Annotated in this window: 28 protein-coding genes and 1 pseudogene; 14 read left to right on the forward strand and 15 right to left on the reverse strand. The window is 70.9% G+C overall.

Annotated features, from left to right (window positions below; all coding sequences use genetic code 11):
- Window positions 1-73 precede the first annotated feature (73 nt).
- Complete coding sequence (locus tag O7632_RS29090) at window positions 74-748, reverse strand: TFIIB-type zinc ribbon-containing protein (protein WP_347403610.1); 675 nt, start codon at window positions 746-748, stop codon at window positions 74-76.
- A 73-nt stretch (window positions 749-821) separates the two neighbouring features.
- Complete coding sequence (locus O7632_RS29095) at window positions 822-1,439, reverse strand: RNA methyltransferase (RefSeq protein WP_278120494.1); 618 nt, start codon at window positions 1,437-1,439, stop codon at window positions 822-824.
- A 614-nt stretch (window positions 1,440-2,053) separates the two neighbouring features.
- Here O7632_RS29095 and trxA point away from each other — a divergent pair.
- A complete protein-coding gene (gene trxA / locus O7632_RS29100) occupies window positions 2,054-2,416 on the forward strand; it encodes a thioredoxin (RefSeq protein WP_278118957.1) in 363 nt (120 codons plus the stop codon).
- Window positions 2,417-2,595: 179 nt separating this feature from the next.
- Here the strand turns inward: trxA and O7632_RS29105 are convergent, their stop codons facing one another.
- Both O7632_RS29105 and O7632_RS29110 read right to left on the reverse strand, forming a co-directional pair.
- On the reverse strand, window positions 2,596-3,486 hold the full coding sequence (locus O7632_RS29105) for a sugar phosphate isomerase/epimerase family protein (RefSeq protein WP_347403611.1): 891 nt from the start codon (window positions 3,484-3,486) through the stop codon (window positions 2,596-2,598).
- On the reverse strand, window positions 3,479-4,651 hold the full coding sequence (locus O7632_RS29110) for a Gfo/Idh/MocA family oxidoreductase (protein ID WP_278118958.1): 1,173 nt from the start codon (window positions 4,649-4,651) through the stop codon (window positions 3,479-3,481). The genes O7632_RS29105 and O7632_RS29110 overlap by 8 nt, the downstream gene beginning before the upstream one ends.
- Before the next feature lie 241 nt (window positions 4,652-4,892).
- Here O7632_RS29110 and O7632_RS29115 point away from each other — a divergent pair, with 241 nt between their 5' ends.
- From O7632_RS29115 to O7632_RS29130, 4 genes and pseudogenes are all read left to right on the forward strand, one after another.
- Window positions 4,893-5,921, forward strand: coding sequence for a LacI family DNA-binding transcriptional regulator (locus tag O7632_RS29115; protein WP_278118960.1), 1,029 nt, complete (start codon window positions 4,893-4,895; stop codon window positions 5,919-5,921).
- Between the two features lie 66 nt (window positions 5,922-5,987).
- The gene (locus O7632_RS29120) at window positions 5,988-7,121 is read left to right on the forward strand and encodes an Rv2578c family radical SAM protein (protein WP_278118962.1); all 1,134 of its coding nucleotides are present in this window, start codon (window positions 5,988-5,990) and stop codon (window positions 7,119-7,121) included.
- 47 nt (window positions 7,122-7,168) lie between these two features.
- Window positions 7,169-7,570, forward strand: coding sequence for a CoA-binding protein (locus O7632_RS29125; RefSeq protein ID WP_278118964.1), 402 nt, complete (start codon window positions 7,169-7,171; stop codon window positions 7,568-7,570).
- Window positions 7,571-7,643: 73 nt separating this feature from the next.
- Window positions 7,644-7,883, forward strand: a pseudogene (locus tag O7632_RS29130) (DUF4190 domain-containing protein); the annotation flags it as partial.
- 102 nt (window positions 7,884-7,985) lie between these two features.
- Here the strand turns inward: O7632_RS29130 and O7632_RS29135 are convergent.
- Window positions 7,986-8,774 (reverse strand): SDR family NAD(P)-dependent oxidoreductase, encoded by a 789-nt coding sequence (locus O7632_RS29135; protein WP_278120497.1) that lies wholly within the window; start codon window positions 8,772-8,774, stop codon window positions 7,986-7,988.
- Between the two features lie 385 nt (window positions 8,775-9,159).
- Between O7632_RS29135 and O7632_RS29140 the strand changes: the two genes are divergently transcribed.
- Together O7632_RS29140 and O7632_RS29145 are read left to right on the forward strand one after the other, a co-directional pair.
- Entirely contained in the window at window positions 9,160-9,702 is a 543-nt protein-coding gene (locus O7632_RS29140; RefSeq protein WP_278118965.1) for a DUF4190 domain-containing protein, read from the forward strand.
- A 30-nt stretch (window positions 9,703-9,732) separates the two neighbouring features.
- Window positions 9,733-10,173, forward strand: a complete 441-nt coding sequence (locus O7632_RS29145; protein WP_278118966.1) for a DUF4190 domain-containing protein — start codon at window positions 9,733-9,735, stop codon at window positions 10,171-10,173.
- Here the strand turns inward: O7632_RS29145 and O7632_RS29150 are convergent.
- On the reverse strand, window positions 10,139-11,098 hold the full coding sequence (locus O7632_RS29150) for a DMT family transporter (RefSeq protein WP_278120499.1): 960 nt from the start codon (window positions 11,096-11,098) through the stop codon (window positions 10,139-10,141). The genes O7632_RS29145 and O7632_RS29150 overlap by 35 nt on opposite strands.
- A 241-nt stretch (window positions 11,099-11,339) precedes the next feature.
- Between O7632_RS29150 and O7632_RS29155 the strand changes: the two genes are divergently transcribed.
- Window positions 11,340-11,855 (forward strand): hypothetical protein, encoded by a 516-nt coding sequence (locus tag O7632_RS29155; RefSeq protein WP_278120500.1) that lies wholly within the window; start codon window positions 11,340-11,342, stop codon window positions 11,853-11,855.
- A 63-nt stretch (window positions 11,856-11,918) separates the two neighbouring features.
- On the opposite strand, the gene O7632_RS29160 is transcribed toward O7632_RS29155, so the two are convergent.
- Window positions 11,919-12,791 carry a PhzF family phenazine biosynthesis protein gene (locus tag O7632_RS29160; RefSeq protein WP_278118968.1) on the reverse strand — a complete coding sequence of 291 codons (873 nt, stop codon included), beginning with the start codon at window positions 12,789-12,791 and terminating at the stop codon, window positions 11,919-11,921.
- A gap of 32 nt (window positions 12,792-12,823) precedes the next feature.
- Here O7632_RS29160 and O7632_RS29165 point away from each other — a divergent pair, with 32 nt between their 5' ends.
- From O7632_RS29165 to O7632_RS29175, 3 genes are read left to right on the forward strand one after another with little or no spacing between them, the layout of a single operon-like run.
- Complete coding sequence (locus O7632_RS29165; RefSeq protein WP_278118970.1) at window positions 12,824-14,167, forward strand: CBS domain-containing protein; 1,344 nt, start codon at window positions 12,824-12,826, stop codon at window positions 14,165-14,167.
- Window positions 14,160-14,723 (forward strand): DUF1003 domain-containing protein, encoded by a 564-nt coding sequence (locus tag O7632_RS29170; RefSeq protein WP_278118971.1) that lies wholly within the window; start codon window positions 14,160-14,162, stop codon window positions 14,721-14,723. The genes O7632_RS29165 and O7632_RS29170 overlap by 8 nt, the downstream gene beginning before the upstream one ends.
- A 10-nt stretch (window positions 14,724-14,733) precedes the next feature.
- Complete coding sequence (locus tag O7632_RS29175; protein WP_278118973.1) at window positions 14,734-15,882, forward strand: P-loop NTPase; 1,149 nt, start codon at window positions 14,734-14,736, stop codon at window positions 15,880-15,882.
- Between the two features lie 164 nt (window positions 15,883-16,046).
- Here O7632_RS29175 and O7632_RS29180 read toward each other — a convergent pair whose 3' ends face one another.
- Entirely contained in the window at window positions 16,047-16,517 is a 471-nt protein-coding gene (locus O7632_RS29180) for a preprotein translocase subunit TatB (RefSeq protein ID WP_278118974.1), read from the reverse strand.
- Between the two features lie 80 nt (window positions 16,518-16,597).
- Window positions 16,598-17,917 carry a trypsin-like peptidase domain-containing protein gene (locus O7632_RS29185; protein WP_278118975.1) on the reverse strand — a complete coding sequence of 440 codons (1,320 nt, stop codon included), beginning with the start codon at window positions 17,915-17,917 and terminating at the stop codon, window positions 16,598-16,600.
- A 260-nt stretch (window positions 17,918-18,177) separates the two neighbouring features.
- Between O7632_RS29185 and O7632_RS29190 the strand changes: the two genes are divergently transcribed.
- The gene (locus tag O7632_RS29190) at window positions 18,178-18,777 is read left to right on the forward strand and encodes an O-methyltransferase (RefSeq protein ID WP_347403650.1); all 600 of its coding nucleotides are present in this window, start codon (window positions 18,178-18,180) and stop codon (window positions 18,775-18,777) included.
- Between the two features lie 65 nt (window positions 18,778-18,842).
- Here the strand turns inward: O7632_RS29190 and O7632_RS29195 are convergent, their stop codons facing one another.
- Together O7632_RS29195 and O7632_RS29200 are read right to left on the reverse strand one after the other, a co-directional pair.
- On the reverse strand, window positions 18,843-20,471 hold the full coding sequence (locus tag O7632_RS29195) for a leucyl aminopeptidase family protein (RefSeq protein ID WP_278118979.1): 1,629 nt from the start codon (window positions 20,469-20,471) through the stop codon (window positions 18,843-18,845).
- A 154-nt stretch (window positions 20,472-20,625) separates the two neighbouring features.
- Complete coding sequence (locus O7632_RS29200; protein WP_229402742.1) at window positions 20,626-20,793, reverse strand: DUF3117 domain-containing protein; 168 nt, start codon at window positions 20,791-20,793, stop codon at window positions 20,626-20,628.
- Between the two features lie 189 nt (window positions 20,794-20,982).
- Between O7632_RS29200 and O7632_RS29205 the strand changes: the two genes are divergently transcribed.
- Both O7632_RS29205 and O7632_RS29210 read left to right on the forward strand, forming a co-directional pair.
- Window positions 20,983-21,783: a PaaX family transcriptional regulator C-terminal domain-containing protein gene (locus O7632_RS29205; RefSeq protein WP_278118982.1), complete on the forward strand. Its 801-nt coding sequence runs from the start codon at window positions 20,983-20,985 to the stop codon at window positions 21,781-21,783.
- Between the two features lie 85 nt (window positions 21,784-21,868).
- The gene (locus O7632_RS29210; protein ID WP_278118985.1) at window positions 21,869-22,660 is read left to right on the forward strand and encodes an enoyl-CoA hydratase-related protein; all 792 of its coding nucleotides are present in this window, start codon (window positions 21,869-21,871) and stop codon (window positions 22,658-22,660) included.
- Between the two features lie 18 nt (window positions 22,661-22,678).
- On the opposite strand, the gene O7632_RS29215 is transcribed toward O7632_RS29210, so the two are convergent.
- From O7632_RS29215 to O7632_RS29230, 4 genes are read right to left on the reverse strand one after another with little or no spacing between them, the layout of a single operon-like run.
- Entirely contained in the window at window positions 22,679-23,335 is a 657-nt protein-coding gene (locus O7632_RS29215) for a hypothetical protein (protein WP_278118986.1), read from the reverse strand.
- 5 nt (window positions 23,336-23,340) lie between these two features.
- On the reverse strand, window positions 23,341-23,931 hold the full coding sequence (locus O7632_RS29220) for a DNA-3-methyladenine glycosylase I (RefSeq protein ID WP_278118988.1): 591 nt from the start codon (window positions 23,929-23,931) through the stop codon (window positions 23,341-23,343).
- Entirely contained in the window at window positions 23,928-24,413 is a 486-nt protein-coding gene (locus O7632_RS29225) for an SRPBCC family protein (RefSeq protein WP_278118990.1), read from the reverse strand. The genes O7632_RS29220 and O7632_RS29225 overlap by 4 nt, the downstream gene beginning before the upstream one ends.
- Entirely contained in the window at window positions 24,410-25,078 is a 669-nt protein-coding gene (locus tag O7632_RS29230) for a DivIVA domain-containing protein (protein WP_278118992.1), read from the reverse strand. The genes O7632_RS29225 and O7632_RS29230 overlap by 4 nt, the downstream gene beginning before the upstream one ends.
- Between the last annotated feature and the right edge of the window lie 65 nt (window positions 25,079-25,143).

Below are 25,143 nucleotides of genomic sequence, written 5' to 3' on the forward strand. Positions count from 1 at the left end.
ACCCTCGTCCCGGCGATACTAGAATATCAGTCCTTCGTCCCGCAGTGGTGTAGTTGATCGTGGGAAAAGGTGTTCACGCTTTCCCGTGCAGGTACGGCGATGGTGCACCGTACACCAGAGCGGTCGGTGCCTCCTCGGCCAGGTCCCGCAACACCAGGTCCTCCGCCAACAGGTATCCGGCGCTGGCCGGCCACGCCACGGCGCACAACCACAGTCCACGTGCCTCGCCCGCGTACGCGCTGCGGTCCGGATCGGACCCGACCGACCACAGAGGAGTCGGGTGGCCACCGGCCCGTACCTTGGCATGCGGACCGGCACCGGCGAATCTCTCGCCGGTGAGGACCCCGGCCAGTACGTCACCCGGGTCCGGGCCGGGCAAGCCCGCGAAGCGGGTACCCAACCCGATCCCGGGTTCCTCGGCGACCAGCACCAGATCCGCCGGACCGCCGCTGACCGGCGCGGGACCGCTGAACGCGGTCACCGTCGCGCGGACCGCCCCGCGCTCCTCGCCGACCCAGCCGACCCCGGTCACCGTCCAACCCGGCAGCGGCGGCCAGATCGCCCACAGCGGCACCGGTACGGCATCGGTGGTCGCGCCGATCCGGGTCACCACGCTGGTCACGATGTCGGGTCCGATGTGTTCGGGGACGTGCAGCGGTGACACCGGGCCGCAGTCGTCGCACCGCGACTCGGTGTGCATCAGGTCGGGTGCCCGCACCGGACCACCACACCGGGGACAACTCACCATCACGCCCACCTCACCTACGGTGCTCGGCCACGGCCGAGCCGTCAAGCGAACCGGCTTTTTCGGTCTAAATTAGCTACGGGCGCTCCGCGCGCACCGCGTCGGGAGGTGGACCGGCGTGCGTCCGGATCCACGCGTGCATCGCGATACCGCTCGCGACGCCAGCGTTGATCGACCGGGTGGAGCCGTACTGCGCGATCGAGAACAGCAGGTCACAGCCGGTACGGGCGACGTCGGACAGCCCGGGGCCTTCCTGCCCGAACAGCAGGACGCACCGGCGGGGCAACTCGACGCTCTCCAGCGGCCGGGAGCCGGCGAGGTTGTCGATTCCGATCACCGGCAGCCCGGCGGCAGCCGCCCAGTCCAGCAATTGATCAATCGTGTCATGGTGCCGAACGTGCTGGTAGCGATCGGTGACCATAGCGCCACGACGGTTCCAGCGCCGCCGTCCCACGATGTGCACCTCAGCGGCGAGGAAGGCGTTGGCGTTGCGTACCACGGTGCCGATGTTGAGGTCGTGCTGCCAGTTCTCGATGGCGACGTGGAAGTCGTGCCGGCGCTGGTCGAGATCGGCGACGATCGCCTCTCGCCGCCAGTAGCGGTAGCGGTCGACGACATTGCGACGGTCCCCGTCCGCCAACAGATCGGGGTCGTACCGCGGGTCGATGGGCCAGTCGCCGGCCCACGACCCCACCCCGACAGGGTCGACCGCCGGTACGCCCGGACCTTCCGGTCGTCCCGGCGGGTGGGGTGCGCTGCGCTGGTCGTCCACGCTCTGCAGACAGTACGGCCAACGGGTCGGCCCGGTGTCGACCGGGTGCGGGGACCGGATCCCGCCAAGGCGCGATCCCGACAAGGCGCGCACTGAAGACGAAGTCCGGAGCCGGACGGACCCGACGAAAGGGCGTTTCCGAGCCTGGACGCAATGAACGGCGGGGCCCTCCCCGGCACCCGCCGTCCACGCTCTGATGCAGAGAATTCTGCCGGACCGACCATGGTGACAGGAAGACCAGAGACCGAGACGGAAGTCACAGTTATCCTTTTGTGACTTTACTCTACGTGACGACGCCGATCGCTCGGGCATTCGATGACGGCACGTGTTTGCCCTTTTCACCTGGGCACCGAGCAGGGCAGGCCGAGCCCACCCCGCAAATCGACTGGAAACGCTCCCATCACTGTCCGCAGCAGGCACGCAGCAGGCACAACGTGGGTTTTCGCGAACGCCAGACGGGAATGCAGGAGCGCGCCGAACCGTTTCCCCAGCAGGTACCCGAATCACGGACCCGAATCTGGCGATCGGAGACATCGATGGCAACCGTTGAGCTAACCGCGCAGAACTTCGACGAGACGACCACCGGCGACGGCATCGTGCTGGTGGACTTCTGGGCGAGCTGGTGCGGGCCGTGCGTTCGCTTCGCTCCGGTCTACGAACGCTCCTCCGGCAAGCACACGGACATCGTCTTCGGCAAGGTGGACACCGAGGCACAGCAGGAGCTGGCCGCCAAGTTCGACATCAGGTCGATCCCGACCATCATGGCGATCCGCGACGGTGTCGTGGTCTTCGCACAGCCGGGCGCTCTCCCGGAGTCCGCGTTGGAGTCCCTGATCGAGCAGGTACGAGCGCTGAACATGGACGACGTCCGCCAGCAGCTCGCCAGCCACAACCACTAGGTCGCACCGAGACCCGCATCCGGGCCGGCGGGTGAACCCGCCGGCCCGATCGATGTGGACCGACCCCCGATCCATGCGGACCGACCCTGGCGACGGACGCTCGCGTCACGCCGCCGACTCGTACCGCCGACTCGTACCGCCGACTCGTACCGCCGACTCGTCGCCCGTCGCTGGTATCCCTACCGCTCTCCGACCGAGGCCCGGTAGCCGGCGATCGTGGCGGCCAGTACATCCGGGCCGGGACGCGACCAGACCGCCTCGTGGAACACCTCGACCTCGATCGGGCCGGTGTACCCGGCGGCGTCCACCGCCACCGCGAACCGGTCCAACTCGACACAGCCCGAACCCGGGAGCCCCCGGCCCAGCAGGACACCCTCGGGCAAGGGCGTGATCCAGTCGGCGAGCTGGAAGCACGCGATCCGGCCGCTCGCGCCGGCCCGCCCGATCTGAGTCCACACCTGGTCGTCCCACCACACGTGATAGGTGTCGATCACCACGCCGACCGCCGCAGGCGGATACGGATCGGCCAGGTCCAAGGCCTGGCCGAGGGTCGCGACCACGCAACGATCCGCGCAGAACATCGGGTGCAGCGGCTCGATGGCCAGGGTGACCCCGACCTCAAGCGCGTGGGGCACCAGACGCCCGATCGCCTCGCCGACCCACGACCGGGCGGCGTCCACGTCGCGGCCGCTCGATCTGGTCGGCAGACCCGTCGGCCCGACCGGCAGACCACCGGAGACCAGTACCAGCACCGGAGCGCCCAGTTCGGCCGCTTCGTCGATGGCGCGCCGGTTGTCGTCGTACCAGTCCGGCGCGGAGAAGAAGCCACCTCGGCACAGCGACGTCACCGACAAGCCGGCACCACGGACGAGATCGGCGGTCTTCGCCACGCCGTGCGCCGTGGTCTCCTCCCGCCAGAGCCCGAGTCCGGTCACCCCGGCCGCCAGGCATCCCTCGACCAGCTCCGCCATCGGCCACCGCTTGGTGGTGGCGGCGTTGAGCGCGAACCGGGGCGGTGCCGGCGACGCCCGCCCGGTCGCCAGGTCGATCCCGGCGAACGGGTCACTCACCGGTCAGCTCCGGAATGTCGATCCGCCGGCCCTCGCGCGCCGACCGCAGGCCGAGTTCGGCCAGTTGCACGCCGCGAGCACCAGCCCAAAGGTCCCAACTGTACGGTGCGTCCTCGACGACGTGCCGCAGGAACAGCTCCCACTGGGCCTTGAACCCGTTGTCGAACTCCTCGTTGTCCGGCACCGGCTGCCACTGGTCGCGGAACAGCTCGGTCGCCGGAAGGTCGGGGTTCCACACCGGCTTGGGCGTGGTGGACCGGTGTTGGACGCGGCACTCGCGCAACCCGGCGACCGCGCTGCCTTCGGTGCCGTCGACCTGGAACTCGACCAGTTCGTCGCGGTAGACCCGGACCGCCCAGGACGAGTTGATCTGCGCCACGATCCGGCCGCCGCCCGGTCCGGGACGGTCGATCTCGAAGATGCCGTACGCGGCGTCGTCGGCGGTGGCGTCGTAGGGCTGACCCGCCTCGTCCCAGCGGCGGTCTATGTGGGTGGCCACGTGCGCGGTGACGGACGCGACCCGGCCGAAGATCTGTTCCAGTACGTAGTGCCAGTGCGGGAACATGTCGACGGTGATCCCCCCGCCGTCGGCCGCCCGGTAGTTCCAGGAGGGCCGCTGGGCGCCCTGCCAGTCACCTTCGAAGACCCAGTAGCCGAACTCGCCACGCACCGAGAGAATCCGACCGAAGAAACCCCCCTTGACCAGCCGGTCCAGCTTGCGCAGCCCGGGCAGGAAGAGTTTGTCCTGAACGACGCCGTGCTTGATTCCGGCGGCGTCGGCCAGCCGGGCCAGGTCGACCGCTCCGGCCAGGTCCTCGGCGGTGGGCTTCTCGGTGTAGATGTGCTTCCCCGCGTCGATCGCCAGCCGCAGCGCCTTCTCCCGCTGGGCGGTGACTTGCGCGTCGAAATAGATCCGTACGTCGGGGCGGGCGAGCGCCGCGGCAAGGTCGGTGGTCCACTCGGTGAGTCCGTGCCGCTGCGCGACCTCGCGCAGCTTGTTCTCGTTTCTCCCGACGAGTACCAGCTCCGGCCAGAGCCGGGTGCCGTCCCGCAGCGCGAGTCCACCTTGGTCACGGATGGCGAGCAGAGACCGGACCAGGTGTTGCCGGTAGCCCATCCGGCCGGTGACGCCGTTGAGGACGATCCCGATCGTGGTGCGGGACATGCCTCGCCTCCTTGGGTGCTGGTGCTCTCGCACGTTCCGCGCCGTCCGGCGGATTCGGCCAGGTAAGCGCTTTCCCGGCTACGGTACTGGCTATCGCCAATCGTCGGCAAGGGCTTTCCACCGGTTGGCCGGCCGCCACGGTATCCTCACCGCAAGCATCCGGACACCACGCGCGACGTCGCACGGGTTCCGGCCCTGGCAGGCCTCCGGCACCAGATCCCGCCGGGGAAGGAGCGGGAACGTGGCCACTCTGGCGGACGTCGCGAAACGGGCCGGCGTGTCCCCGGCCACCGCGTCCCGGATCATCAACGGCAGCAGCAAACCGGTCACCGAGGCGCTCCGGGAACGGGTCCTCGCCGCCGTCGAGGAACTGCAGTACGTGCCGAACGCACACGCCCAGTCGCTGGCCCGCGCCCACCGCAGCGCGATCGGGGTGATCGTGCACGACGTCTCCGACCCGTACTTCGCCGAGATCACCCGGGGCCTGCAAAGGGTGGCCACCGAAAACGGCCGCCTGGTCATCATCTGCAACAGCTACCGGGATCCGGACAAGGAACTGCAGTACGTCGAACTGCTCCGCGCCCACCAGGTGGCGGCGATCGTGCTCGCCGGATCCGGCTACCACGACGACGCGTTCACCGTCCTGCTGGAAAGCAAGCTCCGGGTCTACGAACGCACCGGTGGTCGGGTGGCGGTGATCGGCCGACACGAACACGCCGGCGACGCCGTGGTGCCGGACAACGAGATGGGCGGCTACCTGCTCGGGGCCGAGTTGTACTCGCTCGGACACACCGACATCGGCGTGGTGGCCGGCCCGAAGCTGCTCACCACCACCACCGACCGGTTGACCGGACTACGCCGGGCAGCCCGGGAACACGGCCAGAAGTTGCCGGCCCGCCGGGTGGCATACGGCGATTTCGACAGGTCCAGCGGAGCCGCCGCCGCCGCGAACCTCCTCGACGCCGAACCCGGCCTGACCGCGATCGCCGCGCTCAACGACTCGATGGCGATCGGGGTGCTCGCCCTGCTGCGGTCCCGGGGCATCGCCGTGCCGGACCAGGTCAGCGTGGTCGGCTTCGACGACATGCCGGTCGCCCGGGACGTGACACCCGCCCTGACCACCGTACGGTTGCCGTTGGCCGAGATGGGCGCCAGGGCGATGACCATGGCGTTGCAGCCCGCCTCCCCGCGACGAGCGGCGCTCGTCGAAGAGGTCGGCGCCGAACTCGTCCGCCGGGACAGCGCCGGCCCCGTCCCGTCCGGAAGATGACGATCGCGCGACCCGACCGCGCGCCACACCTTGCCAACGACTAGAACATGTGTTCGAATAAGACCCATGCGTTGGGACACTCTGGCGGCTCCCCACGACCAGGGCGTCCCTGGCCGGGCAGCGCCAGCGGCTCCACCCCTGCCGCTGGCGCTGCCCCATGCTGTGACCCGCACCTTCGACACCCCCGGCTTCGCCGGGATGACCTTCTACGAGATCCACGCCAAGTCGATCATCAACCAGGTGCGCGGCTCGTCCCGAGTGCCGTTCGAGTGGACGATCAATCCGTACCGCGGTTGCGGTCACGCCTGCTCGTACTGCTTCGCCCGCAACACCCACACCTACCTCGACCTCGACCCGGGGCGCGACTTCGACACCAAGGTCGTGGTGAAGGTCAACGCCGCCGCCCTGCTCCGCCGCGAACTGGCCGCACCCGGCTGGGCCGGCAACCCGATCGCGATGGGCACCAACGTCGACTGCTACCAGCGGGCGGAGGGTCGCTACCGGCTGATGCCGGAGATCATCCAAGCCCTGCGCGACGCCGCCAACCCGTTCTCGATCCTGACCAAAGGCACCTTGATCCTGCGTGACCTAACACCGCTACGGCAGGCCGCCGAGGTGACCCGGGTCAGTCTCGCGATGTCCGTGGGATTCGTCGACGAACCACTGTGGCGGGCGGTCGAGTCCGGTGCCCCGAGCCCGGCCCGCCGCCTGGACGCGGTCCGCGTCCTCACCGACGCCGGCTTCGCCGTCGGCGTACTCATGGCGCCGATCCTGCCCGGGTTGACCGACGGCGAGGAGGCGATCGACGAGACCGTCGCCGCCATCGCACGGGCCGGCGCGGCCAGCGTGACACCGTTGCCACTGCACCTGCGGACCGGCGCGCGGCAGTGGTACGCCGCCTGGCTGGACCGGACCTTCCCGGAGCTCGTACCGAGATACCGGGCCTTGTTCGGCGCGGGAGCCTACCTACCCCAGGCATACCAGCGCGAGGTCGTCGCGCGGGTCCGGCGCGCCGCCCGACGGCACGGCATCCCCACCGGCGGCGACGGCGACACCCGCCAGCCCGGCGACAGTGGCGACACCCGCCAGCCCAGCGGCGACGGTGCCGGGCGGCGCCCCACCGAGGCGACGGCCCGGCGGGCCGACCGGACGGACGGCCGTTCGTCGGCCCCCGCCACCGAGCAACTCGCCCTGCTCTGACGGCCGCCGGTCCACGAAAGCCCGGAACACCGGACTACTCTCGACGGGTGAGGACTCCACAGCAGATCCTGTCCGAGGCACGGACGATCGCGGTGGTCGGCGCGTCTCGTGACCCGGCCAAGCCGGCACACGCCGTACCGGCGCAACTGATCAGCCACGGATGGCGGGTGATCCCGGTCAACCCGTACGTCGACATGATCTTCGGCACGCGCTCCTACCCCAGCCTGGCCGACCTGCCCGAGGCGGTGGACCTGGTCAACGTGTTCCGGCCGGTCCCGGAAGCGATCGAGGTGGTCCGAGCCGCAGTCGCCATCGGCACCCCGGCGGTGTGGTTGCAGAGCGGCATCGCCTCCACCGAAGCCCGTGAGATCGCGACCGCCGCCGGCCTCGACTACGTCGAGGACCACTGCATCGCCGTCGAGCGCGCCCTCGGCGGACTCAGCGCGTAACCTGATCGGGTCGATCACCCGACGGAGGCCAAGTATGAGTCAGCCACAGCAGCCCTATCCCGGCTCGCCCGCCCGGGGCACGAACGTCATGGCGATCCTGTCGCTGGTCTTCGCGTTCGTCTTCGCGCCCGCCGGCATCGTCCTCGGCCACCTCGCCAAACGTCAGATCCAGCAGACCGGCGAGGACGGTGCGGCACTGGCCCAGTGGGGGATGATCCTCAGCTACATCTTCACCGCGCTCGGACTGCTGGCCTGCTGCGGTGGCATCGCCATCGCCGTCTGGGGTGCGGGCGCGAGCACCACGACGTACTGAGGACCGCCCGTCGCCCGGACCCGCACGGGTCCGGTCGGCGATCCCCGAAGCCAGCCAGCACCCGCGACGCGGACGACCGACCGACCAGTCAATGGTCGGCCGTCACCGGTACTGGGCCTCCCGGACGCTGTTGCCGCCGTCCACCACCAGCATCTGCCCGGTGATGTAGGACGCCGCAGGCGAGCAGAAAAACGAGATCGCCGCCGCCACTTCGTCCGGTGTGCCGGGTCGGCCGATCGGCGTACCCATGCCTTGTTTGAGCTCGGTGACCGTCGACGCGGCGGTGTAGATCGTGCCGGGAGCGACCGCGTTGACCGTCACCCCGTCGGCGACCATTTCCATGGCCAACGCCCGGGTCAGACCCACCACACCGGCCTTCGCCGCGGCATAGGCCGCCTCCGTCGGCAAGGCGTTGACCGGGCCGGCGGTAGCGGCGAGGTTGACGATCCGACCCCAGCCCCGCTCCGCCATCCCGCCGATGAAGGCCCGGCTGCACAGGAAGGCGGTGGTGAGGTTACGGTCGATCTCCGCACGCCACTCGTCGAAGCTGAGCTGCGCGACCGGGCGGAGCACCTCCGGACTCGCCCGGCTGGCGAGGCCGGCGTTGTTGACCAGCACCTGTACGTCGCCGAGCTGCTCGCTGATCGCGTCAGCCAACGCGGCCACCTCTGCCTCGTCGGTCAGATCGGCCACGAACCCGGTCGCGCCCAGTTCGGTGGCCCGGTCGTGAATCCGGCGGGTGGTCGACACGATCGCCACCCGCGCCCCGAGTTCACCCAGCCGGCGTGCGGTGGCGTAACCGATGCCGTCTGAGCTGCCGGCCCCGGTGACCAGCGCCACCCGGCCGTCGAGACGCAGCGTCACCGGGTCCGTCACCGGCCCGGCCGACATCCCGGGCGGGTCCGCCGCACCCGGCGCAGCGCCGTCCAGGGCGATCGATCCGCTCGGTACGCCACCCGACGAACCGTCGACGGTGGGATCCGGCGCGGCACCGACACCGGACCGGTCAGTGGCGCGTACGACATAAGCCATGTCCTGATCCTGCCCCTTGTCCGCGCTGCGGGCAATGACACACCGTTGATCGGCCAACCGTCGCCCTCGGGCCATGCACCGGCGGCCGTGGTGACCCCCCGCCGCAGCCGATCGAACGCCCGTCCCGGCCGATCGGGGGGTCCCAGCCGGTCCCAGCCGGTCGAGCCCTACTCGGGCCGGCGGCTCCTGGCAGCGAGCGACTACCCTGATCGCGCAACCCGCCGCTCCGACGGAGAGAGCGCCCATGAGCAACCCCCCACCGCCTGGCAATTGGAGCGATCCGTCCTGGCCAGGTCAGCCCGCCTCCGGTCAGCCCGACCCGGCCGGACCGGTCAGCGGCCAGCCCGGCTACGGCTACGGCTACCCGGATCCTGGCTACTCGCAGTCCGGCGCACCGGAGGCGTACCCCGGTTACCCGCCCGCCTATCCGGGTCAGCCCGGCCCTGGTTACCCGCCCCCCTACCCAGGCCATCCCGGCGGGTACGGCTACCCGATGCCGCCGCCCATGCCGATGAACGGTCGGGCGATCGCGGCCATGGTGATGGGCATCATCGGCATCCTCGCGCTCTGTGGCTATCTGGCGCCCGGCTTGATCGGCATCGTCGGAGCCCTGCTCGGGCACTCGGCCCGCCGGCAGATCCGGGACCGCGCCGCGCAGGGTCGTCCGGAACAGGGCGAGGGATTGGCTCTCGCCGGCATGATCACCGGCTGGATCGCGTTCGGGATCGGGCTCGCCGGGACCGTCGTCATCGCCATCGCCATCGCCATCAGCGTCAGCCAGAGCTGAGCACGCCTCGTACGGACAGGAGCAGGTCACGTGACAGATCCAGACGCCGACAAGGACGCCTCGCCGTCGACGTGGGCGGCATCGGGATCGACCGCCGGTGATGGTGGGTCTCTGCCGTCCGGGGCCGGCGCGGGCCAGCCGCCGGCCGGATACCCGCCGGCCGGCTATCCACCGGCGGGTTACGGCGGATACCCACCGTCTCGGCACACGAACAGCATGGCGCTCGCCTCGTTCATCGTGGCCCTGGTGAGTCTGTTCAGCTGTCCGCTGCTCGGTGCCGTCTCGATTTACCTCGGTCGGCGGGCCCGGCTGGAAATCAGTGGCTCCGGTGAGCAGGGCGACGGCCTGGCCCAGGCCGGGGTGATCATCGGCTGGTGCGCGGTCGGCCTTGCCGTGCTGTCGGTGCTGGTCATGATCGCCTACTTCGCGTTCTTCTTCATGGTCGTCGGAACCACCGCCAGCGCTTACTGACCGTCCGGATGAGGCCGGCCTCAGGCGGGCCGGCCTCAGGCGGGATCGACGGGGTGCGGGTCCGGGTGCCGCCGAGCACCACGATGGCGACGCCGAGCAGCAACAAACCGAGTCCGGGCAGTGCCGCCATCCTGGGTACCTGGCCGAGCCACCACCACGCGATCAGCGCGGCACCCGGCACCTCCAGCAGAATCAACACGCTGACGGTCGTCGCCGGGATCTTGTGCAACGCGTAACTGAACATCGAGTGCCCGAGCAGTTGTGCTCCGACCACCAGACCGATCACGGCCAGCCAGGTCGAGCTGGTGAACCCGGTGAGCGGAGTACGGCTCGCCAGGCAGACGACGAGCAGGACCAGCGCACACACGCCGTAGCAGATGGTCGTGTAGGTGGTGGTGCTGATCGTTCGTCGGGCCTGCTCGCCCAGCGCCGTGTAGGCCGCCGCGAAGACCGCACCGGCCAGCGCCAACAGGTCGCCGGCCACGGCACGGGCGTCGAAGCCGACGTCCGCGCCGGTCGCCAGCGCCGCCCCGAGCACCGCCACGGCGATGCCGATCCAGGTGAGCGCCGGCAACCGCCGTCCCTGGCCGAGAGCGATGAAGCCCTGCCAGACCGGCTGGGTGGCGACCAGTGCGGTGGCGGTCGCCACCGAGGTGAGCTGGGCGCTCGGCATCCAGGTGCCGAAGTGCGCGGCCAGCGCGAGCCCGGCGAGCACGCACCAGAGGGCCCGCCGTCGTCCCTCGGGCCGGGCCAGTGTCCGTAGCTCGGTGCGGCGTCGGACCAGTACGAACGGAGCGACCGCACCGGTGGCCAGCAGGTTTCGCCAGCAGGCGATCGCCAGTGCCGGTGCGGCGGCGTACGCGATCAACGGTGCGGAGGTGGCGACGGCCAGCACCGCCACGGCCGCCGCGCCGCTGGCGAGCAGTTCGGCCCGGCCCGAATGGCCGGGCGGTCTCGGGACGTGCTGGTCAGCGGAGGGCACGGGAAACGATCCTTACAGACCGGCGGTACGGGTCGGACGGCGGTGCGCCTCGGCCGGGGTCGCCGCGTCGGGTCGGGTCGGCCGTCGCGGCGCGAGTCCGGTGACCGGCCGGTCCGCGATCAGGCAGGATGGCAACGTGGCCGATGACTCCTCGACGCCTGCCTCGCCGACGCCTGCCTCCCCGATGCCGGTCTCCTCGACGCCCGCCTCGCCGACGCCGCTGATCGACGAGGCGATGAAAAAGGCAGCGGTGGCGTGGGTGTCGGTCGACCGGGCACCCGCCCGGGTGATGTGGTGCGTACCCGTCGACGGCGCGCTTCATCTCGTCACCGGACCAGGAGAACAACCGGCAGCCGGCCTGGCCCCCGGCGTCCCGACGACGGTCACCTTCCGGGGCGACCACGGCGGCCAGATCGTGACCTGGCCGGCGACCGTGGTCCAGGTCGATCCGAACAGCCCCGACTGGGAACCGATCGCCACGCAGGTGGCCGGCAAGCGACTCAACGCGACCAGCGCAGCGGCAGACCTGGTCGCCCGATGGGCCACCGAATGCGTGCTGTACCGGTTGAGCCCCGCCGGCCCACCGATCGCCGCCGGACCAGACCTGCCGGATGGCTCACTAGTCGCACCGCCGAGACCCACGACGGCCATCCGACCGGTCCGACGGCCGTTCCGGCTGCATCGGGTGCGCCGCCGCTGATCCGGGCTCCGGCGCGACGAGCCGAGGGACCAGCCGAGTCGACAGGTCAGCCGAGTCGACAGGTCAGCCGACGAAGGGCGGTACCGCGATCTGCCCGGCCGCAATCTGGACCACGTGGCCGCCGACGGTGGCCGTCCGGGCCCGGCCACCCAACGCGGTCACCGTACAGTCCAACGTCGACGGCCGACGAAGTTCGGAGCCCTGGCGGACCACGTACCGGGACTGACCGTTCGCCGGCAGTAGGCCACCCGCCACCGCCCACACCCCGAGTCCGAGCGCGGCCGACCCGGTGGCCGGATCCTCGCCCACCCCGGCACCCGGGCAGAAGACGCGGGCCTGCGCCACCGGGCCGTCCGGCTCCCAGGAGAAGACACTAATCTGCTCGATGCCGGCCCGCTGCGCCGCCGACCAGTCGAGCACCGCGCGCGACACCGCCGCCGGCCGTACGGCGAGGTAGTGGAACTCCAGCCCGCAGCCGGCGACGCGGGGCGCAGGACCGGTGTGGTCCGCCGCCGTCAGGCCGGTCGCGGCGAGCAGTCCGGTCGGGTCGACCGGATCACCGAGCGTCGGTTGACCGCCGGCGAGGATCGCGTACCCCGGCTCGGTGAGCCGGACCGGCAGCAACCCGGCGCCGCACTCCTGCACCACCTCGTCGCCGGTCAGCAGCCCGCGACGGGCGGCGGTCACGGCGGCTCCGATACTCGGGTGACCGGCGAACGGCAGCTCCTGCAACGGTGTGAAGATCCTCACCCGGTAGTCGGCGGTCACGTCGCGCGGCGGGAGGAGGAACACGGTCTCGGAGAGGTTGAACTCGCGCGCGATCGCCTGCAACTGGTCGCTGGCGAGGTGCTCCGCGCCGAAGACCACGGCGAGCGGGTTGCCGGCGAAGGGCCGATCGGTGAAGACGTCGACGATCTCGTAACCGAGGCTGGTCATGCCTCGAACCCTACGGGCCGTAGGCTGAACTGGTGACGACGGCGACCAGGGTGTACATCGCCCGGCTCGCCGGGCTCGCCGTCTTCGACCCCAACGGCGACCAGGTCGGGCGGATTCGCGACGCGGTGGTACGGCTGCGTACGACCAACCGCCCGCCCCAGGTGGTTGGACTGGTCGCGGAGATGCCGATGCGCCGGCGGATCTTCCTACCCATGGGCCGGGTGACCGCGATCGATCCGGAGTCGGTGCTGCTGAGTACCGGCACCCTCAACCTGCGACGTTTCGAGAAACGGCCCAACGAACTACTGGTCCTCGAAGACCTGCTGGATCGCCGGGTCCGGGTCGATCCGGGCGATCGACCCGGCACCGTGGTCGACGTCGCGATGGAAGCCAACCGCAACGGCGAGTGGTCGTTGTCGCGGGTGGCAGTACGGGAGATCACCGGGCGGCTGACCCGACGCGGTCAGGTGCATCAGCTCGACTGGCACCGGGTCCGGGATCTGATCGTCCTGCCGGACACGCAGGGCACCGCCGGGCTGCTCGCCGTACTCGATCAGATGCGGGCGGCGGACCTCGCCAACGCGTTGCAGGATCTGCCGGACAGCCGCCGGCACGAGATCGCCGCAGCGCTGGAGGACGAGCGTCTCGCCGACGTGTTGGAGGAGCTCCCCGAGAGCGATCAGGTGGCGATCCTCACCGCGCTCGACCGGGAACGCGCCGCCGACGTGTTGGAGGAGATGGATCCGGACGACGCCGCCGACCTGCTGGCCGAGTTGCCGCCGCCGGAACAGGACGTGCTGCTCGACCTGATGCAGCCCGACGAGGCGGACTCGGTCCGTCAACTCCTGCAGTACCAGGCGGGTACGGCCGGCAGCGTGATGACCTCGGAGCCGGTGATCCTCACCCCGGACGCCACCGTGGCCGAGGCGCTGGCCCGGATCCGGCAACCGCAGTTGCCACCGGCGGTCGCCGCCCAGGTCTACGTGGCCCGTGCGCCGATGGCGACACCCACCGGGAAGTACCTCGGGGTGGTGCACTTCCAGCGGCTGCTCCGCGAGCCGCCGGCGCAGCTGCTCGGCGGCGTGTTGGACAACGGCGTCGATCCGCTGCAGCCCGAGACACCCCTGCTGGAAATCACCCGCCGGATGGCAACCTACGACCTGGTGGCGATGCCGGTGGTCGACGCGGCGTACCGGCTGGTGGGGGCGGTGACGGTGGACGACGTGTTGGACCAGTCGCTGCCTCCGGACTGGCGGGATCGGGACAGCGCCCTCGGCAACGGCAGATCCGCAGGGAACGGGAACATGACAAGCAACGGGAACATGACAAGCAACGGGAACATCACCGGCGACGGAGACCGGAACGCCGATGGCTGACCAGCGCCGTACCGGCCGACTCGACCAACCGCGCGAGACCAGCCGCATCTCACTGCCCCGCTACGACGCCGAGGCGTTCGGCCGGTGGGCCGAGGCGATCGCCCGGTTCATGGGGACCGCCCGCTTCCTGGTCTACATGACCGTGGTGGTGCTCGGCTGGATCGCCTGGAACACCCTCGCTCCGGCCCATCTACGGTTCGACCCGTACACGTTCACCTTCCTCACGCTGATGCTCTCGGTGCAGGCGTCGTACGCCGCGCCGCTGATCCTGCTGGCGCAGAACCGTCAGGCAGACCGGGACCGGGTGTCGTTGGACGAGGATCGGCGTCGGGCCGCGATGCAGAAGGCGGACACCGAGTACCTGGCCCGGGAGATCGCCTCGTTGCGGGTCGCGGTGGGCGAGGTCGCCACCCGCGACTTCCTCCGTTCGGAGCTGAGCAGGTTGGCCGAGGAGCTCGACGAACAGGCGCACCGCCGACACAAGTTGGAACGCCGGTCCGGTAAACAGGCGAAGGCCGGTGACGGGGAGCGGCGACCGTCGGCGAGCGCGACGTAGCATGGCGGTCATGTCCGCGCCTACCAGTACCGTCAGTGAAGCCGTCACCGCAGCCCTGGCGACGGTCGACGATCCGGAGATCCGCCGCCCCATCACCGAACTCGGCATGGTGCGCGCCGCTACGGTCGACCCGGACGGCCGGGTACGGGTGGAGCTGCTGTTGACGGTGGCGGGTTGTCCGCTCAAGGACAAGTTGCGTACCGACATCACCGCTGCGGTCACCGCCGTCGCCGGAGTCACCGGTGTCGAGATCGAGTTCGGCGTGATGAGCCAGCAGCAACGCCAGTCCCTGCAGTCCCAACTGCGGGGCGGCAACGCCGGCGCCGAGCCGGTGATCCCGTTCGCCCAGCCCGGCTCGCGGACCCGGGTGTACGCGGTGGCCAGCGGCAAGGGCGGCGTGGGCAAGTCGAGCGTGACGGTCAACCTGGCCGCCGCGCTGGCGGCGCGGGGACTCGCGGTCGGGGTGATCGACGCGGACATCTACGGCCACTCGGTGCCCCGGATGCTCGGTGTGGACGCCCGTCCGACCCGGGTCGAGGAGATGATCATGCCGCCGCAGGCGCACGGCGTGAAGGTCATCTCGATCGGCATGTTCACCGCCGGCAACGCTGCGGTGGTGTGGCGTGGTCCGATGCTGCACCGGGCGTTGCAACAGTTCCTCGCCGACGTCTACTGGGGCGACCTGGACGTGCTCCTGCTCGACCTGCCGCCGGGCACCGGCGACGTGGCGATCTCGCTGGCCCAGCTGCTCCCCAACGCCGAGATCCTGGTGGTGACCACTCCGCAGGCGGCGGCGGCGGAGGTCGCGGAGCGGGCCGGGGCCATCGCGTTGCAGACCCACCAGCGGCTGGTCGGTGTGGTGGAGAACATGTCCTGGCTGGAGCTGCCGACCGGGGAACGGATGGAAATCTTCGGCACCGGCGGCGGGGCGACCGTCGCCGAGTCGCTCACCCGGACGATCGGTGCACAGGTACCGCTACTCGGACAGATTCCGTTGGACACCCGGGTACGGGAGACCGGCGACAGCGGACAGCCGATCGTGCTCGCTGAGCCGGCGGCGCCAGCGGCGAAGGCGCTCGGCGCGGTGGCCGACCGGCTTGCCGTACGCCGTGAGTCGCTACTCGGCAAGCCACTCGGCCTACGGCCCGCCGGCCGCTGATCTCGCCCGGCCGCTGATCTCGCCCGACTGCTGATCTCGCCCGGCCGCTGATCTCGCCCGGCTGCTGATCTCGCCCGGCTGCTGATCTCGGGCCGGGGTCGCACCGCGCCGAAGGCGGCACCGCGCCGAGGCCGGACCTGGCAGACGGACCGACTCGGATCGCCTCAGGTCGCGTCGATGTCGACCGCGTCCGGCTTGGCCGCGCCGGTCGCACCCGTCGCACCGACGCCCGCCGGCGAGCTCTTCGCCGGGGTCGGCTGCGGCGCGACCGCCGGCACCGAGGCGCTGGAAGAACGCAGATCGGCGGCTGCCGCCACGTCGCGCAGTTCCTCCCGGACGCCGCCGACGTCCTTGCGCAGATCGTCGTAGACCCCTTGGAGTGGCTTGCGCAGCGCCTCCTCCTCGTCCTCGCTGAGCAGATGCTTGCGGATGAACGCCTTGGGGTGCAGGTCTTCGAGCTGGATGTCGGTGCCGAGTTCCCGGCTGAGGTCGCTGGTGGCGCTACGGGCCATGTTGCGCAGGTTGCGCACCATCCGCAAACCGTCCGAGATCACCTGCGGTAGCCGGTCGCCAAAGATGAGCAGGGCGAGCAGCAGGATCAGACCGATCTCCCACCAGTTGAGGTTGTCGAACATGCTCCAAGCCTCCCTGCGCTGCCGTCGAAGGCAAGAGTACGCACGTCGCGGGCCCATCGGGAGGGCCGACCGGATGGTACTTACTTGGCGTCGGCGGCCAACGTCACCGAGGCGGAGCGGGTCTCGTTGCCCCGGCGGTACTCCACCGTCACCACCGAACCCGGGGCGTACTTGCGTACCAGCGCGATCAGGTCGGTCGCCTGGTCCAACGGTCGGCCGTCGATCCGCAACACGACGTCGCCGGCCCGCAGGCCGGCCGCGGCGGCCGGACCGTCGCCGTCCACCGCGGAAAGGCGTACCCCGGCGCCGGGGGTCCGGGCGACATCGGTCACCTGCGCACCGAAGATCGTCCGCCGGGCCGACCCGGTGTCGATGATCTCCTGGGTGAGGCGTTTGGCATGGTTGATCGGAATCGCGAAGGCCAGCCCGATGTTGCCGGCGGTCTCCTCGTCGGCGGCGAGCGACTTGATCACCGAGTTGACGCCCACCACCCGCCCCGCGCCGTCGACCAGCGGGCCTCCCGAATTACCCTGGTTGACGGCGGCATCGGTCTGGATGGCCGCATAGTAGCGCACCTGACCGCCCGGCTCGCCAGCCTGAATGGTCCGGTCGAGCGCGCTGACGATACCCGAGGTGACCGTGTTGGTCAGGGCGAGCGGTGATCCGAAGGCGAGGACGGGATCACCGACCGCGATCGCGTCGGAATCGCCGAACTCGACCGGTGTGAGCCCGGTCTGGTTGACCTTGAGCACCGCGATGTCCGACTCCGGCTCCTGGCCGACGACAGTGGCCTCGGCGGTGGTCCCGTCGCTGAACAACACCGTGGCCCGCGTGGCACCCACACCCACCACGTGATCGTTGGTGATCACGTAACCATCGGCGGTGGCCACGAACCCCGAACCGACGCTCTGCCCTCCCGAGCTGCTCACCTGGACCGTCACCACGCTGGGCAACACCCGGGCGGCGACCCCGGCGAAAGAGTCGGCGGGGCGTTGGACCGGACCCGGCGGGCCGCCGGGTGCCGCACCCAGCGTGGTGCCGACTCCCCCACCGCGTACGGCGAAGGCGAAGCCGAGCGCGCCGCCTAGACTGCCGGCCAGCAGGGCGGTGATGACCGACACCAGTAGTACGGGCGTGAGGCCCCGCCGAGGTGCCTGGTCCGGATCGCTCACCGGTTCGGGCGCGACACCAGAGGCCGGTCCGGCCGTGGGGACGTCGACCACCACCGCCGCCGGCGCGTACGGATCCCGCCACGGGTCGCGCAGGGCGTCCGACCACCAGGGCGACGGGTACGGCGGGCCGCCCGGTGGGGCCCAGGGGCGGTTCGGGGCCGCCACTGGTACGGGCTGTCCCGGTGTGGGGCTCCCGCCGGCCTGGCGCCAGTTCCCGCCGTCGGTCACGATTGCCTCCCTGTCCTTGCCTCAGCGCGAGGGTGCCAACCCGTACGGCGACATCGCTCCGAGTCCAGGATTACACGGATAATCGAAGAACATTCAGCGGTCGCCCGACGGCCGCCCGGTACGGTGCCCGACCGGTCCGCTCCGAACCGGCGCTCTAGGCTCATACCGGCAACCGCCACCGCCCGATCCCCCGCTGGAGGTGCACCATCACCCCGGTCACCCGACCCGTTGCCGCGAACACCGCCCAGAACGCTCAGTTCATCGCCGCCTACGCCACCGAGGACCTGGTGCTGCGCACCGCCCGCAGCCTGGCCGAAGAGGTCGGCCTGCGCGCGGTCAGCCCGGACACCGGTGCGGCGCTGCGGCTGCTCGCCGCCGCCGGGAGTGCTCGCGCGGTCGTCGAAATCGGCACCGGCACCGGCGTGAGCGGGGTGTGGCTGCTGCGGGGGATGCGTCCGGACGGTGTCCTGACCACGATCGATCTGGAGAACGAGCACCAGCGGATGGCCAAGCGGATCTTCGTCGAAGCAGGATTCGCCACATCCCGTACCCGGATCATCACTGGCCGGGCGTTGGACGTGCTGCCCCGGCTCGCGGACGCGGCGTACGACATGGTGTTCGTCGACGGCGACCACGCCGAGTCGGGCGCGATCGTGGAGGCCGCGCTCCGTCTGTTGCGGCCCGGCGGGATCCTGGCGATCAACGGCACCCTGGCCGGTGGCCGGATCGGTGACCCGGCGGCACGCGACGCCGAGACCGTCACCATCCGGGAGTTGCTCAAAGCCGTCCGGGAGTCCGAAGACTGGGTACCGGCGCTGTTGCCGGCTGGCGACGGCCTCCTGGCGGCCGTACGGCGCTGAACCACCCGGGCCGGCGCCGTACGGCGCTGAACCACCCGAACACGCGCCGTACGGCTCGGCGGCGGTCATGCCGCCGGCGCGGCGGTCACCGACGGATCGACGGCGGACAGCCACCGCAGCAACGTGCGAACACCCCAGCCGGTGGCACCCTTGACCAGATCGCCGTCGTCCTCGTCGGACCAGGCGGGCGCGGACATGTCGTAGTGTGCCCAGCGACCCCGCCCCGCCTGAGCGAACTCACGCAGGAACAGCGCGGCCACCACCGAACTCGCGCCCCGGTCCGGGGCGCTGAACAGATCCGCGATCTCACTGCCCAGATATTCGACGTAGTCGGCGGCCAGCGGCATGCGCCAAGCGCCTTCGCCGGCCGCCGCCGAGGCAGCCAGCAGCTCGGCGGCAAGCGCGTCGTCGTCGCTGTAGAGCGCGGCGGTCCGGCGACCCAGCGCCACCGCGTTGGCACCGGTGAGCGTGGCCAGATCGATCAGATAGTCCGGATCCAGCTGGGCCACCGCGTAGCTGATCGCGTCGGCGAGCACCAATCGGCCCTCGGCGTCCGAATTAGTGGTCTCACTGGTCAACCCGCCGTAGTGGCGGACCACGTCGCCGGGGCGGAACGCCGTACCGCTGACCATGTTCTCGGCGAGCGGGACCAGGACCGTCAACGTGACAGGTAGTCGTAATGCCGCCGCGCCCAGTGCGGTCGCCACCACCGCTGCCGCTCCGCCCATGTCCTTGCGCATCAGCCGCATTCCGTCCACCGGCTTGATGGAGATCCCGCCGGTGTCGAAGGTGATGCCTTTGCCGACCAGCACGACGTGCTGGCGGGCCTGCGGCGGCGCCCATCGCATTTCCACCAGTCGCGGACCGGCCGGCGAGCCGGTGCCGACCGCGAGCAGCCCGCCGAAGCCCTCGTCCGCGAGCTGATCAGGCTCGCGGACCGTGAGACTGAGGCCCGGGTACGCGGCCACGGCGGCTCGGACCTGCGCGGCGAACCAGGCCGGGTTCTTGATCGACGACGGGGCGTTCGTCAGATCCCGGGCGAACCAGGTCGCCGCCGTGGTGGTCCACGCCACCCGGAGCGCGTGCCGCGCCGCTTCCGTAGGCGGGTGATCCAGCACCAGCAGTGGGACGTCGGGCTGACCGGCGTGACGGTCCCCGGACTCCGCCGACTCACCCGCCGTCACACCGGTTGTCTCACCGGTTTTCTCACCGGCCCAGGCGGTCCGGAGCTGGTCGTCCGGGTCGAAGCTGTCGGTGGCGGTGAACCGGTAGCTGGCCAACCAGCAGCCCTCAGCGAACCCGCGAACCGCCGTCGGGCCGGCCGAGGTGAGCGCGACCAGACAGGTGCCGGCGGTGGTGCCCGCCGACGCGTCGTCGCGCAGGATCCGGCCGACCGCCGCGCCGGCGGCCCGCCAGCCGGCCTCGTCGCCGGACCCGATCCCGACCAGGATCACCCGGTACGGGGCCTGCCGTGGCCGGTGTAGCAGGACCACTGTGCCGGCACGTCCATCGTGGTTGGACCGGTGGAGCATCGCCGTGGCGTCCGCGCCGAGTTCGGTCGGGCCGCCCTCGACGGTCAGCGCGGGTGGGGTCGGTGCGGGTCGGACGCCAGCGGCACCGGCGACGTGCTCGACCGGCAGGACAAGGGTGTCGGCGGTGACGGGTGCGTCCACCAGCAGACGGATGACGAACACGCCGGGGTTACCTCCGGGTACGAGATGGTTGCTGCCCACGGGTTGCTGCCCACGGCGTACCGGGTCCGCCGATCCGGAACCACCGGACCGACGGACCCGTCAACCGTCGCTATGTCGACCCGTGGTCCGGCAGGGGCCCCGGGTCCGGCTCAGATCAGCCTGCGGCGGCCTTCAGCGCCTCACCGAGCGCGTTGGCCTCGTCCGGCGTCATCTCGACGACGAGTCGGCCACCACCCTCCAGCGGAACCCGCATGACGATGCCCCGGCCCTCCTTGGTGACCTCCAGCGGACCGTCGCCCGTCCGCGGCTTCATCGCCGCCATGTTGTCTCCCCTCAGACTTGCCCCAGGGCCGCTGGGTCTGCCCCAGCCACCTCGTCAGTCTCACCGCTTGCCACTGCCACGGTGCCGAGCAACGATTTTCCCTGATGAACACCGCCGGACCCAAACTGAGCCCACAATGCTGTGACAGCATCTAGCTTATCTTGAAGTGGGCTGTCACAATGTGCGGTCATGCAGGCACGGTCGGCTCTCTTCGACCTGTTCGGTGACCACATCCGCCCGCGAGGTGGTCGCGCGCCCGTCGCTGCGCTGGTCAAGCTCCTCGCCCCGCTCGGCATCGCGGCACCCGCGGTGCGCACCGCAGTGTCCCGGATGGTCCGGCAGGGTTGGCTGCATCCGCTGCGCCTGTCGGCTGGACCAGGCTATCTACTCACCCCGAAAGCCGCCCGCAGATTGGACGAGGCGGCAGCCCGGATCTACCGCACCAGCAAGGTTTCCTGGGACGGCAAGTTCGACCTGCTGGTGCTCGACCCGCCCGGTGGGCGGCGGGATCGACAGCGGCTCTGCGCCAATCTCACCTATCTCGGGTACGGCATGCTCGACGAGCGCACGTGGGTGGCGACCCGGACCGCTGACGAGGTCGACGGGCTGCTGATCGATTACGACGTCCGGTACGAACGATTCACCGCGGCGCACGCCGCCGGGACCGCCGGATCCGCCGCGCTGGTCCGCCGGGCCTGGAACCTGGCCGAGATCGGTCAGGCGTACGAGCGGTTCGTCGAGGAACAGCGCCCGCTGCTCGCTCGGGTCACCGTACGCAGCAGCGACGAGGAGGCGTACGCCGCGCGGTTTCGGCTGGTCCACGCCTGGCGCGGTTTCCTGTTCCGCGACCCGCAGCTGCCGCCGGCGCTGCTGCCGGAACGTTGGCCGGGTTCGAGCGCCGCAGCCTTCTTCGACCGGCACGCCGCCCGGCTCCGGCCAGCCGCTGACCGGTACGTCGATCTCTGCCTGGACCACAGCCAGCGAGGCTGATCGGGCGGCCACCGACCGGTCCTCCCCCGCCCCGACGACACCCGTTTCCTCGACCCTGACGAACACCAGCTGAAAGGTCCCGTCCGTGACTGAACCACTGCTCGTCGACCGTGCCGGCGCGGTCGTGACGCTGACGCTGCATCGCCCCGGCGCGTTGAACGCGCTCGACGTGGCGCTGAAGGAAGCCCTGCTGGAGACGCTGACCGAGCTGGACACCGACCCCGGCTGTCGGGCCGTGGTGCTCGCCGGGGCCGGCCGGGCCTTCTGCGTCGGACAGGATCTGCGGGAACACGCGGAGATTCTCGAATCCGGTGACCGGGAACCGCTGGCGACGGTGCGGGACCACTACAACCCGATCGCGGCTCGGCTCGGCGGCCTGTCGAAGCCGGTGGTGGCGGCGGTCCGGGGGATCGCGGCCGGCGCGGGTGCCTCGCTCGCCATGTTGGCCGACTTCCGCGTCGGAGGGCCGGGGACCAGCTTCCTGATGGCGTTCGCCAACATCGGCCTGGCCGCCGACACCGGCGCCTCCTGGTCGTTGCCCCGGCTGGTCGGCTATCCCAAGGCGGTGGAACTGATGCTGCTGGCCGAGCCGGTGCCGGCGGCCGAGGCGCACCGGATCGGCCTGCTCAACCAGCTGCGCGACGACGACGAGCAGATCCTGCCGGCCGCCCACGAACTGGCCGAGCGGCTGGCCGCCGGAGCGACGGTCGCCTACGGGGCGATCAAGCGCTCGCTCGCGGTCGGCGCGTCCGGCACGCTGGCCGACGCGCTCGCCGCCGAGCTGCTGGCCCAGGACACCTGTGGTGGCACCGTCGACCACCGCCAGGCCACCGCCGCGTTCGTCGCCAAGCGACGTCCGGTCTTCGAAGGCCGCTGACCCGACGGACCGGTCGCCTCAGTCGTCCTCCTCGGGATCCTGGTTGGCCTCGGCGCCGAGCACGAACGCCTGCATGGCGAGTTCGTTTCCGGAGGGGTAGACGAACGTGGGCAACTCGCGCGGGCCCAGCTCACGGACGTACGACCAGAACAGGCGAACCGCTTCCGCCGCCGTCGGCGCCTCGATCGGCAGGTCGATGCTCACCAGCCAGTCACGGCGGTCGCCGGCCGGAGCGAGCCGGCCGGCGAACGAACGGTAGGTGGACTCGTCGACCGGCGTCACCGGTCCGGTCAGGGTCAAGGTGGTCGCCGGCACCGGATCGTCGAAGGCCCGGCAGGTGTAGTGCACGACCAACGGTTGCGGGTCGGCGGCCCGGGTCTCGCCGCCTTCGGTGCCGCCGCCTTCGGTGCCGCCGCCTTCGGTGCCGCCGCCGGCGGGACCGACCCGGCCGAGAGCGACGACGAACGGCTGGTCGCCGCCGGTGACGACCAGCACCGGTGCGCCGAACGCCGGCCGTGGACCGGCATCGAGTCCGGTCAGTTCCAGCGTGTCGTGGTGAAACAGCCGCTCGGCCTCAATCCGCTGGGCGGGAATCACCACCGCCCAGGCGCCGACATCGGAGCGGGCCGCACCGACCACGGCCGGCCCGCCATCGAACTGGCTGATATCGCGCATGACACCTATCTCATCACGCCGGGAACCGGCGGCGGCACATGGCAGCCGGCAAGGTGGTCGTCGACCATGCCGGTCGCCTGCATCAGCGCGTACGCGGTCGTGGGGCCGACGAACCGGAACCCGCGCCGTTTGAGTGCCTTGGCCATCGCGACGGATTCGTCGGTCGTCGCCGGTACTTCGGCGACTGTGGCGGGCCGGGCCGCTCTGGACGGCGGGGCGAAGGACCAGAGCAGATCGGCCAGCCCGGTGGGCAGGTCCAGCGCCGCCCGGGCGTTCGCCACGGCGGCTTCGATCTTGGCGCGGTTGCGGACGATTCCGGCGTCGGCCAGGAGTCGGTCGACGTCGGCGGTGCCGTACGCGGCGACCTTGGCGATCCGGAACCCGTCGAACGCGGCCCGGAACGCCGCCCGCTTCCGTAGGATGGTCAGCCAGGACAGCCCGGACTGGAACGCCTCCAGGGTCAGCCGCTCGAACAGCGCGTCGTCACCGCGAACCGGTCGGCCCCACTCCTGGTCGTGGTAGCCGCGGTACTCGGCCGAGCCGGCTCCCCAGCCGCAGCGGGCCACCCCGTCCTCGCACGTGAGCAGCCCGGTCACGGCAGGTCACCCGCCTCGACCAACCGGCCGAACTTCTTCAACGCCTGGGTCAGGCTCACCTTGGAACCTGGCCAGAGCAACGGCCAGGTGATCCGCCCGGCGACGCCGCCGGGCAAGTGGAACCACTCGTGCCAGACGACCTGGGTACGGTCGTGATCCATCTGCGTGCACCGCAGCACCCCCGGTCCGCGCAGCAGGGTCCCGCAGTGCACCACCCGGACCTCGTACGGTGGGTCGAGCCGGACCACCCGCATCTCGTCTCGCAGCGCCATCGGACCGACCGTGGTGACGGCGACGATCAGACTTCCCTCGCCGCCATCGCCGGAGGCCACCTGCACGTCGGTGAACGGAATCCACTCGGACTGCCGTTCCCAGGCTGTGAAGGCGGCGTACACCCGGTGCGCGGGAGCCCGGACGATCACGGTCGCGGTCACCTCACCCGCGCCAGGAGTCGCGGCCCGGGCCTCCTCCGGCGTACTCATTCGGCGTCGCCGCCGGGTCGACGAGCGGGTGGCTCGGAAACACTGGTGTGGTTTCCGGCAGCTTCCGGGGTGGGGCCTTCGGCCTCGACGATGCCCCGAATCGCCGGCGCCTCGGCCGACCGCTGCGAGGCCGACCGCTGCGAGGCCGACCGCTGCGAGGCCGAACCGTCGGCGTCGGGGGTCGGGCGTACCGGCTTGGCGGGGGTGACCGGCTCGGCGGGCGTGACGGTCACGATCGGACCGGCGTCGTCGGCGACGGTGGCCGGCCCGACACCGCTCGACGGCGGGTGGGCCGACGTGGTCGCCGACAGGGCGGCGTCCCGCGCCTGGCGCAGCAGGTCGGCGTCGTGCGTACGGCCGTCCCGCAACGCGGCGACCTCGGCCTGCAACACCTCGATCAGTTCGTCCTTGTAGCCGATGTCGTACGCGGCGCGCCGCAACGCCTGGTCGACCTGCGCCATCCGGTAACCCCGCAGCGCGGTGTCGAACCGGACCTGGGTGACGTCCTGCTCCAGCAGCGGACGGGTCCCGGGCAGCGGCACGGATCGACCGTCCGGCTCCGCCGGCACCAGCCCGGGGTCGCCACCGGTGACCAGGACGGTGACCCCGAAAACGACCGCGGCGACGGTCACCGCGGCGACCAGAACGAGGAGAAACTGATCCATGACCGAATCGTGACATGCCGCGACGGCGAGGGCGACCCCCCATCGGCGAGTCGTGGTCCGCTGTG

This window comes from Solwaraspora sp. WMMD406, assembly GCF_029626025.1.
Classification (GTDB): domain Bacteria; phylum Actinomycetota; class Actinomycetes; order Mycobacteriales; family Micromonosporaceae; genus Micromonospora_E.